We start from the raw sequence: 12,921 nt of genomic DNA on the forward strand, positions 1-12,921 counted from the left end.
GTCCGCCTGTCGGAGGGCCACGGTCAGGCCGGGACCTTGGCGGTGGCGTCCACGATCACCTTGAGCAGGTCGACCACGCGCGGGCCCCAGCGCGAGGCGATGTCGTCGTCCAGCTCCACGATCTGGTTGTTCTTCACGGCGGTGATGCCGGACCAGCCGCTGCGTGCCTTCACCGTGTCGGCGCTCTGCTTGCAGCACTTGGTGTCGGAGAGGAAGACGAAGTCGGGGTTCGCCTTGACGATGACCTCCTGGGAGAGCTGCGGGTAGCCGCCGTTCTTCCCGTCGGCGTCGGACGCGTCGGCGATGTTCTCCAGGCCGGCGAGCGCGTAGATGGTGCCGATGAAGGTCTTGCTGGTCGCGCTGTACAGCTCCGGGCCCAGCTCGTGGTAGTAGGTCAGCTTCTCCGTACGCTTCGGCAGGTCCTTGGTCAGCGCGGTGATGTCGTCCTTCATCTTCTGCACCACGGCGTCCGCCTCGGCGCGGTGGCCGGTGAGCGTGCCCAGGTCGGTGAGCTGCCGGTACGTGTCGTCGAGCGTGGTCGCGGCGGGAACCTGGAGGACCGGGATCTTCAGCGCGACGAGCTGGTCGGCGATCTTGTTGAGGTTGTCGGAGATCACCACCAGGTCGGGGTTGCGGGACGCGACCGCCTCGGCGTTCGGCTGGTAACCGGACAGGTCGGTGCGGGGCGCCTCGGGCGGGTAGTCCGACTGGTCGTCGACGGCGGTGACCTGCTTTCCGGCGCCGATGGCGAACAGCATCTCGGTGGAGGTCGGCGCGAGCGAGACGATCTTCTCGGGCCGCTTCTCCAGCGTCAGCCTGCCGACGGTGGCCGGGAACGCGCCGCCGGAGGCGCCGGCGGCCGGGGTGTCGGTCGAGGTCTTCTCGGCGCAGCCGCCGAGGAGCAGCGCGCCGGCCGCGAGCGCGGCGGCGAAGAGCTGGGGGGTACGTCGGGACATGGAACCTCCTGTCGGTCGAGGAGTGTGGTGCTTCGCCGACAGGAAGAGAGGCCCGTCCGCGAGGCGCCCTTCCTCGAGAGCGCGTGTCGCGACCGGGCCGCAGGCGACCTGGCTCGTCCCACGTCCGTCGGCGCCGGCGGAAGGCCGACGCCGCGCGTACGGGGCATCACAGTTGCGGGACAGCGCCGGTTTCACACCGGCTTCGCTGTGGCACGGTCGATGCCACGGTAGCGCACGACCAGCGGAGATCGTCCGGACGGTGGGGGTGGGCGGGAACCCCGGCGGGGGTGGAACCGGGGTTCCCGCCCGGTGGTGAGGTCAGCAGTACTGGCTCTGCTTGCCGATCGCCCGGTACGGGCAGTCGGCGTACTCGGACAGCAGCAGCACGGCCTCCCGGTTGCGTGAGGTCTGCGCCGGGATGACCTCGTCCGGCGGGTAGAAGCCGCCGCCGGAGGACGAGCCGGGGTACATCTCGAAGGTGTACGCCCAGATCTTGTGGGTGCCCCACATCCAGTCGATGCTGGTGCCGTCGGCGATGTAGAGGTCGCTCGACTGTTCCGGGGTGTAGTTGTTCGTCGCCGCCAGCTGCCGACCGATGGTGGCGAAGGTGTTGTACTGGTCGGTGTTCATCCCGGTGGCGGTGTTGTTGTACGTGTAGCCGTACGGCCAGAGCACCAGCTGCGAGTAGGTGTGGAAGTCGATGTTCGCCTTGATCTGCTGCACCCCGCCGACGACCCGGCTGTTCACGAAGTTGCGCAGCGCGGCGGTCTCCGGGGCGGAGAAGGCGGACGGGCCCCGGTAGGTCTCCGACGACTTGGTGCTGGACGAGCCGCCGCAGCAGCCCCACTGGTAGCCCCAGTTGCGGTTCAGGTCGGTGCCGACGGCTGTCGATCCGCTGTTTGGCTGCCGGTTCTTGCGCCAGGACCGGTAGGAGCCGGTCGCGATGTCGTACTCGCTGCCGTCCGGGTTGACGGTGGGGACGATCCAGATCTCCCGGGTGTTGACGATGCTGGTGATCCGGGAGTCGCTGCCGTAGTTGTCGGTGAAGAGGTTCAGCAGGTAGATCGCCATCTCGACGGTCAGGTGCTCGCGGGCGTGCTGCTGGGCGTTGAACAGGATCTCCGGCTCGGCCTCGTCGGTGGCGACGTTGTCGGAGATCTTCACCGCCATCAGGTCCCGGCCCTGGTAGGACGTGCCGATGCTCAGCTTGCGGGCGATGGTCGGGTGGTCGGCGACCACCTTGTTCACCACGGTGGTCAGCTCGGCGTAGTCGTGGTAGTTCGAGTCGGCGGACGGGAACGCGTTGGCGGTCATGCCCCCGTCGGCGGGCGCCGGCGCGACGTCCTTCTCGAGCCGGAATCCGAGCCGGGTGATCGCGTTGGCCTCGGCCCTGGTCGCCGTGACGTGCAGCACGCCGTGCTCGGAGTAGTCGATGGCGGCGCCGGTGGAGGCGACGGCGGTGCGGTCGGCCGCGGTGCGCGGGCCGAGCACCCGGTAGGCGACGCTGGTCGGTTCACCGGAGCCTTCCGGTGCGGGGCGGGCGACAGCGGGCGCGGCGGCCGCGGCGACGATGGTCAGGCCGACGGCGGCGGCGAGCGCCAACCGGCGGCGGAGCGGAGAGGCGCGGAAGGCCATTGACAAACCTCCTGGGGGTACGGGAGATCCCGTTGTCCGCACACTCCACCAGGAGACACATGGTCATATCAATATCTGTCTCTCTCTTTAGCCATCCCGGCCTGATCGTCACTTCGGCAATGATTTTCTGTGCCTGAACATCTGGCGAAACTTCCCGCCAAGCGCCACAGTGAACGGCAACGATGCCGTCTCCCTGTGGAGCTGCCATGTTCGGAAGACCCATGCGCGCGGCCGCCCTCGCCGGGCTCACCGCGCTCACCCTCCTCGGCACCAGCGCACCGGTCCAGGCACAAGCCGCGCGGCCGGGCGTCACGCACGACGAACAGATCACCTTTCAGGAGTTCTCCCGCTTCCCCGACTGGCGTAGCGGCACCCACCAGGGCACCCGCGCCGTACCGGGCCGCCACCCGGCGCTGACCATCGACCGCCCGGCGGGGACCACCGAGTTCACCGACGAGCACACCGGCGCCACCCGCACCTGGGAGTACGCCACCTGGACCTCGCCCGAGCGGCGGATCGGCTTCGACGCCACCGAGATGGTCGCGTCGTGGAACGCCGCCACCCCGGCCGGCACCTGGATCCAGGTCGAGCTGCACGGCACGTACAACACCGGGGCACAGACCCCGTGGTACGTCATGGGCCGCTGGGCCTCCGGCGACCAGGACATCAAGCGCGCCACGCTGGACGGCCAGGGCGACCCGTGGTCGAGCATCTGGACCGACACGTTCTCGATCGACGACGCCGACGCCGGGGTGCTGCTGCGCTCGTACCAGCTGCGGCTGACCCTCTACCGCGCGCCCGGCCAGGCCGCCACGCCGCAGGTCCGGATGCTCGGCGCGATGGCGTCGAACGTGCCGGACCGGTTCACCGTCACCCCGAGCCGGGGCGGCATCGCCTGGGGCACGGAGCTGGCCGTGCCGCGCTACTCGCAGAACATCCACATCGGCGAGTACCCGGAGTACAACGGCGGCGGCGAGGCGTGGTGCTCACCCACCTCCACCGAGATGGTGGTCGAGTACTGGGGCCGCAAGCCCTCGGCCGAGGACACCTCCTGGGTCGACCCCTCCTACGCCGACCCGACTGTCGACCACGCCGCCCGGATGACCTACGACTACGAGTACGAGGGCGCCGGCAACTGGCCGTTCAACACCGCGTACGCGGCGAGCTTCCCCGGCCTGGAGGCGCGGGTCACCCGGCTGCACTCCCTGGACGAGGCGGAACGCTTCATCAAGGCGGGCATCCCGGTGGTGACCTCGCAGTCGTTCCTCGCCAGCGAGCTGAACGGCGCCAACTACGGCACCTCCGGGCACCTGTTCGTGATCGTCGGCTTCACCGCCGAGGGCGACGTGATCGTCAACGACCCGGCGTCCTCGTCCAACGACGCGGTCCGCAACGTCTACAAGCGGGAGCAGTTCGAGCAGATCTGGCTGCGCACCAAGCGCTACCGGGCCAACGGCACGGTGGCCTCCGGCTCCGGCGGCATCGCGTACCTGATCAAGCCGGCCGACCGGCCGTGGCCGGTCGTCCCGGGCTCGACCAACTGGTGACCGGCTCGACCAACTGGTGAACGGTGAGGGGCCCGGCGGGACGTCGTCCGCCGGGCCCCTCACCCGCCCGCTCAGCTGTCGCGGCGCTCGGCGTCCGGCTCGGCCTGGTCCTCACCGGCCAGCGCCGAACGCAACCGGTCCTTCTCGGCGCGACGCCGCTCCGCGGCCTCCGCCATCTCTCCGGCCATGTCGTCCCGCAGACCCTTCAGCAGGAAGAACGACAGCGTGGCGGAGAAGATCAGCGCCAGCATCAGCCGCAGGAACATGTTCATGTCGACGAACCAGAGGGCCGCCAGTACGACGACGAACAGCCCGATCCGGCCCAGCGTGTACTTGAGCGCCGCGCTCATTCCCGCATTCCCACTCTCTTCGTGCCTCAGCCCGTACGCCGGGCCAGCCAGTGCACGCCATGAAACCAGACGACCGCGTAGACCACGGTGAACACCGCCGCGGCCAACGCTCCGGTGAACAACGCGGGCAGCCCCGAGGCCAGCCCGGCCGCCAGCAGACCGGCGAGTACGCCGAGCGCGATGCCGGCGAGCGCGGCCACCACCCGGGCGGCGCCGAACTCCCAGGCCCGGAACTCGTCCCAGAACAGCCAGAGCGGCAGGATCACCGCGAGCCAGCCGTTCGTGCCCCCGAAGCCGCTGTCACCGATGGTGGCGAACGCGAATTCGAAGACCAGCAGCGCCAGCACCCCGATGACCAGGCCGGCCAGGCTCACGCCGAGCAGGTCACCGAGGGTGAGGATGCGCCCCTCGGCGTCGCGCCGGGGGAAGGCGCGCTGCTGTTCCTCGCCGCTCATCGCCAGGTCAGGCCCAGACCTGCTGCGGCTCGGACCGGCGCTCCGCCGGCGACGGGGGCGCGTCGTACTCGCGGACGATCTCGTAGCGGGTGTTCCGCTCGACCGGACGGAACCCGGCGTCCCAGATCATGTGCAGCAGGTCGTCGCGGTGCATGGTGTTCGGCGTGCCGTACGAGTCGGCGTCGTGCGTGATCTTGTATTCGACGACCGAGCCGTCCAGGTCGTCGACGCCGAAGTTCAGCGAGAGCTGCGCCACCGACAGGCCGTGCATGACCCAGAAGCACTTGACGTGCGGCACGTTGTCGAACAGCAGCCGGGAGACCGCGAACGTCTTGAGCGACTCGGCCGGCGAGGCCATCGTGGTCCGGGCCTGGATCCGGTTGCGGATCTTGCCGTCCGCCGAGTCGACGAAGTCGTGCTGGTAGCGCAGCGGGATGAAGACCTGGAAACCGCCGGTCTCGTCCTGCAGCTCACGCAGCCGCAGCACGTGGTCGACCCGGTGCCGGGGCTCCTCGATGTGGCCGTAGAGCATGGTCGACGGCGTCTTCATGCCCTTCGAGTGGGCCAGCCGGTGGATGCGCGACCAGTCCTCCCAGTGGCAGTTGTGGTCGACGATGTGCTGGCGGATCTCCCAGTCGAAGATCTCCGCGCCGCCGCCGGTCAGCGACTCCAGGCCGGCGTCCATCAGCTCGTCGAGGATCGCGTCGGCGGTGAGCCCGCTGATCTTCTCGAACCACTGCACCTCGGTCGCGGTGAACGCCTTGAGGTTGACCTTCGGCAGCGCGGCCTTCAGCTCGCGCAGCACCTTCGGGTAGTAGCGCCAGGGCAGCGTCGGGTGCAGGCCGTTGACGATGTGCAGCTCGGTGAGCTGCTCGTCCTCCATCTCCTTGGCCTTGCGGACCGCCTCGTCGATGCGCATCGTGTAGGCGTCCTTCTCGCCCGGCTTGCGCTGGAACGAGCAGTACGCGCACGACGCCGAGCAGACGTTCGTCAGGTTCAGGTGCCGGTTGACGTTGAACATCACCCGGTCGCCGTTGAGCTCGGTACGCCTGTGGTGGGCCAGCCGGCCCAGCCAGGTCAGGTCGTCGCTGGCGTAGAGGGCGATGCCGTCCTCGCGGGTCAGCCGCTCCCCCGCGTACACCTTCGCCTCGAGTTCGCGCTTGAGTCCGGCGTCCATCCGTTGGCCACGTCCTTCCACCTGGGTTCCCGATCGAGCCTACGTCGCGGGTCCGACCGCCCGCCGACGTGGTGCGCCGGTTCACCGGCCGTCACGCTCCGCACATCGACATCCTCGCAACCGTGAGGTAAGACAGGGTGGGGCGGAACACACACCAGGGCCGTCCTGTCCCGACACGCCCCACCACGCGTGACGGACCCCAGACCGGACGGGGAGCGGAATGGCGCACAGCACCAAGGCCCGACGGCGACGAGCACGGCAGCCGGTGATCTCACCGATCCTGCGCCCGGCGCTCTGGTCCGCCCTCCTGGGTGCGGTTGCGGCCGCGGCGCTCGCCACTCCGGCATGGGCCGACCCGCTGCCCGACGCCGTGCCCGACACCGGCTCGCGGCCGCAGGTCACCGGCCCCCTGCAGCTGCCCGGCTCGTCCGGCGCCGTCCGCGGCGTGCCCGGCACCGTCCCGGGTCTGCCCGGCACCGTTCCCGGCGTGCCCGGCACCGTCCCGGGTCTGCCGGGCACCGTTCCCGGCGCCGTCCCGGGCCTGCCCGGCGCCACCGGCGTCACCAACCCCGCCGACGGCCCGCTGATCGCGCAGATCAACCAGCTCGACGCCCGGGTCACACTGCTCGGCGAGGAACTGCTCCGGATCAAGACCGAGCGGGACGCCGCACAGACCGAGCTGACCCAGGCCGCCGCCCGGCTCAAGGAAGCCCGGGACGCGCTCACCCGCGCCCAGGAGAACGCCAAGAGCGCCGCCGCCGACGCGGTCAAGGCGGACGCGGCGCTGCCGCCCGGCGAGTTCGGCGCCAGCCTGCGTGACTTCGCCAACCTCCAGCGCATCACCCGGGGCGACAAGGCCGAGGGCGCCACGACGTCGGTGACCGGCGAGCTCCTCCGCGCCACGAGCGCCGAGCGGATCGCCCGGGAGGCACACGACTCGGCCCAGCGCCGGGCCACCGAGAAGGGCGCGGCGTTCACCCGCGCCGAGTCCGACCTGCGCAAGCAGGAGACCACGCTCGTCGCGCTGCGCAAGGAGAACGCGGCGAAGCTCCTGGAGATCGAGCGCCTGGCGGACGCCGCCGAGCAGCGGCTCGGCACCTCGTACGTGGTCGACCAGAGCATCGACGGCCTGGCGGCGGACCCGCGGGCGCTGGCCGCCGTGCGCTACGCCCTCGCCCAGCTCGGTGACCCCTACCTGTGGGCCGCCGAGGGCCCGGACCGGTTCGACTGCTCCGGCCTGATGCTCGCCTCCTACCGGGCGGCCGGCTACCGGGGTCTGCCTCGCGTCGCCAAGGACCAGTACTTCGCCACCCGTTCCCGTACCGTCTCGCCGAACGCCCTGCTCCCCGGCGACCTGCTGTTCTTCGCGTCGAGCAGCAGCTGGACGAGCGTCCACCACGTCGCCATGTACATCGGCAACGGCAAGATGGTGGAGGCCCCACGGACCGGCGACGTGGTCAAGATCTCGGTGGTCCGCTGGTCCCGGCTCTACGCCGCGACCCGGGTGATCGGAGCGGTACCCGGCCCGGCCACTCCCGTACCGCCGCCGCCCGTGCCGACCACGCCGGCCACACCGAAGCCGTCGACCACGCCGAAGCCGACGCCCACCACGCCGAAGCCGTCGACCACGCCCAAGCCGACGCCCACCACGCCGAAGCCGACCACGCCCACGCCGAAGCCGACGACGTCCAGCCCGGCGCCCACCACGCCGCCGCCCAGCGAGTCGGCGGAGCCGGAGCCGGAGCCCAGCCAGAGCGCGAGCGCCGAGCCGGACACCAGCAGCGCCGCACCGAGCAGCAGCAGCGCCGCCCCGTCGAGCAGCACGTCCGGCAGCGGCTCGGCCAGCCCGAGCAGTAGCGCCGACTGACCCGACCGCCGCTCCGGCTGTGTTCCCGGGCCGGAATATGGCACGGTGAGATCCAGGCACTTCCGGTCGGCGCCACGGCCGGAGGCGAGCGTGGGTGCGGAGGGGCGAGATGGGCGAGCAGGACGTTCGGACGGAGAAGGCCCACCCGGGACCGACGCCCGACCCCGCCGACCCGACCGGCGACGACCACGGGTCGGCCCTCGCCGGGCCGGTGGCAGTCGCGCGGGCGCGGGTATCGGTCGCCGGCGCGGCCGTACCGCCGCCCGCCGGTGCCGAGCAGCCGCTTCCGCAGTCCACCCCCACCACCTACCGGGCGGGCACCCCGGCGGACACCCCGCCGCCGCTGGACCGGCGCCTGCCCGGCGCCACGGTGCCGCCGTCCAGTTGGTCCGCCTTCTCGGTGGCCGAACGTCAGGCGATGCCCCAGCCCGTCACCGCGCCCGCCGAGCCGGACGGCGACGCCTCCGCGGGCACGCCCGGCGGTGCTCCGGCTGCCATCCCGACACCCCGCGTCTCCGGTTCCGCACGTGTGCCCGCACCCGCTCCGCCGGAAGCGGCCGCGCCGGCCGACGCCGCGAGCCGTGCGGACGACCGGCCGGACCGCGACACCGCACCCGCCCGGCAGGCGGACGCCGCCCCCGCACCCCCGGCAGCCGGGTCCGCCGACACGCCGCCGGCCCCGACCGCTGAGCAGGTCGGAGCACCCGCCCGGGCCAGCGCGTCGGTGCCCGGGCTGAGCCGCGTCTCGGCCGAGGAGGCCGCGGCGTCCGTGGTGGCCGCTCCGCCGGCCGCCGCCACTGTCTACCGGGCCGGGCCGGTGAGCCCGGAACCCCCGGAGCCGGTCCAGCCGCCGGAGCCCGCGCAGCCTCCGACGCCGAACGGCCCGGAGCCCGAGCCGGCGCCGACCCCGGTGCCGGGTCCGACGCCGCCGTCGGTACCCGAGCCGGAACCTCCGCTCCGGCCGACGCCACCCCTGCCCTCACCGCCCGCGCCCACCCCTCCGGCGCCGACGCCACCCGGGCCGGTTCCGCCGGTCCCCGGGCCGCCGGTGCCACCGCCGGGGCCACCGGTACCCCCGCCACCGGCCCCGCCGGGACCGATGCCCGCGCCGCCGTTCCCGCCGCCGCCGGCGATGACCGGCGCTCCGGACCCACTGCCCGCGCCGCTGTTTCCCGCCCCGCCGGCCACCCCGGCGTTTCCGCCCGCGCGGGCGGCCGTACCGAGCCCGCCGGCCCCGCTCATCGCGCCACCGGCCGCGCCCGCCGAGGCGCAGCCCTCGTGGGCCGCCGCGCCCATGTCGGACCCGCCGCCGCCCGTGGTGCCGGCCCCGGCACTGCCGACCTGGCCGCCGCCGGCCGCGCCCGCCCGCGACGCCGGCGCGACCCGTCCGGTACGCCCGCAGCCCGCCGGTCCGGACCTCGCCGCCACCGCGTACGGCGGGACCGACGGGCCCGGTTTCGCCACCGTGTCGTTCCCGCAGGGCAACCCGCTGGAGAACTCCGGCTCCCTGACCGGGCACATCCTGGCCCAGGGCTGGTCCGAGGACAGCCCGGCCGCCCGGGGTGGCAACACCAAGGTGATCATCGTGTTGGCCCTCGCGCTGGCCCTGCTCATCGGGATCAGCCTGCTCGTGGTCTTCCTGGCCAACGACGCGTTGAGCGGCCTGACCGGGACCATGCTCATCGAGTGACAGGGGTGAGCCCGCCCACTACCGCCTCGCGCTGCCCTGGCGAAGTGGGCGATTCGCCGTACACTTATCTGCGATCACTGACCCGGCGCGCCCCGACTGCGCGCCCATGGGCGATCTTGCGGGCGATTCGGCGGCGTGACAGGCCGCGGCGGGCCATCGCGAAGATGCGCCCCGCTCGAGAGGCATTTCTTGACCACGTTCGCTGAATCCAGCACGTCACCGTCCGTCGACCCGACCCCGGAGAACATCGACTTCGCCTCCCTCGGCCTGCCCCGGCAGGTCGTCGAGGTGCTCACCCGGCAGGGCATCACCACCCCGTTCGAGATCCAGCGGGCCACGCTGCCCGACTCGCTCGCGGGCCGCGACGTCCTCGGCCGGGGCCAGACCGGCTCGGGCAAGACACTCGCCTTCGGCCTCCCGGTGATCGTCCGGCTCGCCGACCGCAACCGGGCCCGGCCGCTGCACCCGCGCGCCCTGGTCCTGGTCCCCACCCGGGAACTCGCCATGCAGGTGAACGACGCCCTGGTGCCGCTCGGCAAGGCGGTGGGCGTGTTCCTGAAGACCGCCGTCGGCGGTGTGCCGTACGACCGGCAGATCGACGCGCTACGCCGTGGCGTGGAGATCCTCGTGGCCACCCCGGGACGGCTCGGCGACCTGATCGAGCGCGGCGTGTGCCGCCTCGACGACGTCGAGATCACCGTGCTGGACGAGGCCGACCAGATGGCGGACATGGGCTTCCTGCCCGAGGTCATCAAGCTCCTGGCGAAGACTCCGGCGGACGCGCAGCGGCTGCTGTTCTCGGCCACTCTGGACGGCGACGTCGACACGCTCGTCAAGCGGTTCATGACCGACCCGGTCACGCACTCGACCGCACCGGCCACCGCCGCCGTGTCCACCATGGATCACCACCTGCTGCTGATCCCGCCGCACGACAAGTTCGCGGTCGCCGCGTCCATCGCCGCCCGTGAGGGCCGCACCATGCTGTTCGCCCGTACGCAGCTCGGCGTGGACCGGCTGGTCGAGCAGCTCGCCGCCGTCGGTGTGCGGGCCGGTGGGCTGCACGGCGGCAAGACCCAGCGCGTGCGCACCAAGACGCTCGCCGAGTTCCGCGAGGGCCGGACGCCCGTGCTGGTCGCGACCGACGTGGCGGCCCGGGGCATCCACGTCGACGGCGTCTCGCTGGTGCTGCACGTGGACCCGCCGAAGGACCCCAAGGACTACCTGCACCGGGCCGGTCGTACGGCTCGGGCCGGCGAATCCGGCGCGGTGGCGACGCTGGTGCTGCCCAAGCAGCGCCGGACCACGCTGGCCATGATGGAGAAGGCGGGCGTCGAGCCGGCCGAGACCCGGGTCCGGGCGGGCGACGAGGCGCTGGCCGAGCTGACCGGCGCGCGCGAACCCAGCGGCGTACCGGTCCGGGACGAGCCGGAGCAGCGACGCGGCGGCCCGCGTCGCTTCGGCGACCGCGACGGCCGGGGCTTCGACCGCGGTGGCCGGGGCTTCGGTGGCGGACGCGACTTCGGCGACCGTGGCGAGCGCCGTTTCGGCGACCGGCCGGCGGGCGACCGGTTCGCCGAACGCGGCGGTGACCGCCGGTTCGGCGACCGGCCGGCGGGCGAGCGCTACTCGGGCGAGCGGTCCGGCGGCGAAGGCCGCTTCGGGCGGCCGGAGCGCCGCGACGACCGGAGCTTCGGCGAGCAGCGGTCCGATGACCGCGGCCAGCACGGTGAGCGGTCCGAGCGGCCGTACGGGGACCGGCAGCGGCCGACGGCCGGGCGCGGGTACGACCGCGACGAGCGTCGGTACGACGACCGGCCGAGCGCCTCGCGCGGCTTCGGCGACCGGCGCCAGGAGGACCGCCCGCACGCCGAGCGGCGTTTCGGTGACCGGGGCGACGCGCGGCCGGCCGAGCGCCGGGGCGGTTTCCGGGCCGAGGGACGGGGCCGGGACGACCGGCGCGGCTTCGGCGGGCGCCCGCCGGCACGTACCCACTGATCTGAGCGCGACCAACCACCGCCGCCGCCGAGCACCCGCTCGGCGGCGGCGGTGCGTCTGTGGTGATTTCGGCTCCCGTTCTAGCTGCGCGGTGCGAGGACGGGGTATCGCCGGGTCGGCTCGTTCCACAGCGACAGGCGATGACGAGGCCGCCAATCGGGCGGTGGCGTCGGGATGGTCTTGCCGATGGTCTGCCGGAGGCTGCGCCGAGCGGACCGGCCCCACGACCAGGCGACCCAGCAGCCGAACGCCTGGGCGATGACGGCGGCCAGCAGCAGCCCGGTGCCGATCGGGTCAGACATTGCGCACCGACCGCAGCCAGCCCAGGAACCGGATGTGCATCTCGGCGGGACACGGCGGCTCGGAGTAGAGCCTGGTCAGGTCGATGGTTGCCTGCCGCATCAGGACAGCCAGATCGACGGCGAGGTGGCGCCGGTCGTGCTTGTAATCAGCGACCAACTCGACCTTGGCGTTCTCGCACGGCCAGTTGAGCAGGTCTGCCGTACAGACCCAAAGGGGTTTCAGCGGAGCGTGGCGCTGGGTCACTCGGGGCCTCCTGCAGGCCTCGGCGTCCAGGTGGCACCCCCGCCCGCCGCGAACTCGCCACCGGACGGGGGGCTGATCCATCAGATCGCTCACTCGCCCCCCTGTCAACATTGACGGGCCCACGTAGGTGGGGCCATTTGTTCGCGTCACCATAGTCGGGCCGGCCCGCTCCTACCTTCGAAGTCGTGACCAAGGAGACGGGACCGGGCGAACTTGTCGCGGCCGGTGAGATCTTGAAGATGCTCGGCGTGGGCAGATCGAGATTCCGCGAGATCCGGCGGCACCCCGCATTCCCCGCGCCGTATCAAGAGCTGTCGGTCGGCGCGGTCTGGTTGAAGCGGGACGTCGAGCGGTACATCCGGGAGCACCGGCCGCCCCGGCCTGCGGACGACGACGAGTAGCCCGAAGAGGCATGACCATGACTCCCTTCGGCGTGTGAGACGACCACGCCTGTACGGGCCCGGCGAGCTGGCCGCCCTGTTCGGCGTATCGCGTCAGCGGGTCCTGCAGATCACTCGCCGTCCCGGGTTCCCGGAGCCGCTCGCCCGACTGATCGGCATGAACGTCTGGGATGCGGATGAGGTCGACGAGTGGGCCCGCCACAACCGGCCGCCCCGCCCCACTGAGGGCGACGAGCAGGGGTAGGCAGGCAACAAGCCCGGGACCGGCGGCGGCGTTCGCGCATCCGCTGCCGCCGACCGCC

12 protein-coding genes, 1 pseudogene and 1 riboswitch are annotated in these 12,921 nt (G+C 72.4%); of the genes and pseudogenes, 6 read left to right on the forward strand and 7 right to left on the reverse strand.

What is annotated here, in order from left to right; translation table 11 throughout:
• Positions 1-23: 23 nt before the first annotated feature.
• Together ACFYO8_RS06490 and ACFYO8_RS06495 are read right to left on the reverse strand one after the other, a co-directional pair.
• Positions 24-956, reverse strand: coding sequence for an ABC transporter substrate-binding protein (locus tag ACFYO8_RS06490; protein ID WP_354867772.1), 933 nt, complete (start codon positions 954-956; stop codon positions 24-26).
• Between the two features lie 107 nt (positions 957-1,063).
• Positions 1,064-1,157: riboswitch (cobalamin riboswitch) on the reverse strand.
• A 120-nt stretch (positions 1,158-1,277) separates the two neighbouring features.
• Positions 1,278-2,591: pseudogene (locus ACFYO8_RS06495) on the reverse strand (M14 family metallopeptidase); the annotation flags it as partial.
• A gap of 206 nt (positions 2,592-2,797) precedes the next feature.
• Between ACFYO8_RS06495 and ACFYO8_RS06500 the strand changes: the two are divergent.
• On the forward strand, positions 2,798-4,138 hold the full coding sequence (locus ACFYO8_RS06500) for a C39 family peptidase (RefSeq protein WP_387188850.1): 1,341 nt from the start codon (positions 2,798-2,800) through the stop codon (positions 4,136-4,138).
• 71 nt (positions 4,139-4,209) lie between these two features.
• Here ACFYO8_RS06500 and ACFYO8_RS06505 read toward each other — a convergent pair whose 3' ends face one another.
• Genes ACFYO8_RS06505 through mqnE form a run of 3 tightly spaced genes read right to left on the reverse strand, consistent with a single transcriptional unit; the run spans position 4,210 to position 6,120 of the window.
• Complete coding sequence (locus ACFYO8_RS06505; RefSeq protein ID WP_354867766.1) at positions 4,210-4,488, reverse strand: DUF4229 domain-containing protein; 279 nt, start codon at positions 4,486-4,488, stop codon at positions 4,210-4,212.
• A gap of 26 nt (positions 4,489-4,514) precedes the next feature.
• Positions 4,515-4,943: a hypothetical protein gene (locus tag ACFYO8_RS06510; protein ID WP_354867764.1), complete on the reverse strand. Its 429-nt coding sequence runs from the start codon at positions 4,941-4,943 to the stop codon at positions 4,515-4,517.
• Between the two features lie 7 nt (positions 4,944-4,950).
• The gene (gene mqnE / locus ACFYO8_RS06515) at positions 4,951-6,120 is read right to left on the reverse strand and encodes an aminofutalosine synthase MqnE (protein ID WP_354867762.1); all 1,170 of its coding nucleotides are present in this window, start codon (positions 6,118-6,120) and stop codon (positions 4,951-4,953) included.
• 220 nt (positions 6,121-6,340) lie between these two features.
• On the opposite strand from mqnE, the gene ACFYO8_RS06520 reads away from it, so the two are divergent.
• The 3 genes from ACFYO8_RS06520 (at position 6,341) to ACFYO8_RS06530 (ending at position 11,672) form a co-directional block, all read left to right on the forward strand.
• Positions 6,341-7,987 (forward strand): NlpC/P60 family protein, encoded by a 1,647-nt coding sequence (locus ACFYO8_RS06520; RefSeq protein WP_354867760.1) that lies wholly within the window; start codon positions 6,341-6,343, stop codon positions 7,985-7,987.
• Between the two features lie 109 nt (positions 7,988-8,096).
• Positions 8,097-9,677: a hypothetical protein gene (locus ACFYO8_RS06525; protein ID WP_354867758.1), complete on the forward strand. Its 1,581-nt coding sequence runs from the start codon at positions 8,097-8,099 to the stop codon at positions 9,675-9,677.
• Between the two features lie 189 nt (positions 9,678-9,866).
• On the forward strand, positions 9,867-11,672 hold the full coding sequence (locus ACFYO8_RS06530; protein WP_354867756.1) for a DEAD/DEAH box helicase: 1,806 nt from the start codon (positions 9,867-9,869) through the stop codon (positions 11,670-11,672).
• An 80-nt stretch (positions 11,673-11,752) separates the two neighbouring features.
• On the opposite strand, the gene ACFYO8_RS06535 is transcribed toward ACFYO8_RS06530, so the two are convergent.
• Together ACFYO8_RS06535 and ACFYO8_RS06540 are read right to left on the reverse strand one after the other, a co-directional pair.
• On the reverse strand, positions 11,753-11,974 hold the full coding sequence (locus ACFYO8_RS06535) for a hypothetical protein (RefSeq protein WP_354867753.1): 222 nt from the start codon (positions 11,972-11,974) through the stop codon (positions 11,753-11,755).
• Positions 11,967-12,218: a flavin reductase gene (locus ACFYO8_RS06540; protein ID WP_354867752.1), complete on the reverse strand. Its 252-nt coding sequence runs from the start codon at positions 12,216-12,218 to the stop codon at positions 11,967-11,969. The genes ACFYO8_RS06535 and ACFYO8_RS06540 overlap by 8 nt, the downstream gene beginning before the upstream one ends.
• 185 nt (positions 12,219-12,403) lie before the next feature.
• On the opposite strand from ACFYO8_RS06540, the gene ACFYO8_RS06545 reads away from it, so the two are divergent.
• Both ACFYO8_RS06545 and ACFYO8_RS06550 read left to right on the forward strand, forming a co-directional pair.
• Positions 12,404-12,619: an AlpA family transcriptional regulator gene (locus tag ACFYO8_RS06545; RefSeq protein WP_036311366.1), complete on the forward strand. Its 216-nt coding sequence runs from the start codon at positions 12,404-12,406 to the stop codon at positions 12,617-12,619.
• A 34-nt stretch (positions 12,620-12,653) separates the two neighbouring features.
• Entirely contained in the window at positions 12,654-12,863 is a 210-nt protein-coding gene (locus ACFYO8_RS06550) for an AlpA family transcriptional regulator (protein ID WP_041798756.1), read from the forward strand.
• Positions 12,864-12,921 lie beyond the last annotated feature (58 nt).

The sequence above is a fragment of the Micromonospora sp. NPDC005257 genome (assembly GCF_042872445.1).
In the GTDB taxonomy this organism is placed as follows: domain Bacteria; phylum Actinomycetota; class Actinomycetes; order Mycobacteriales; family Micromonosporaceae; genus Micromonospora.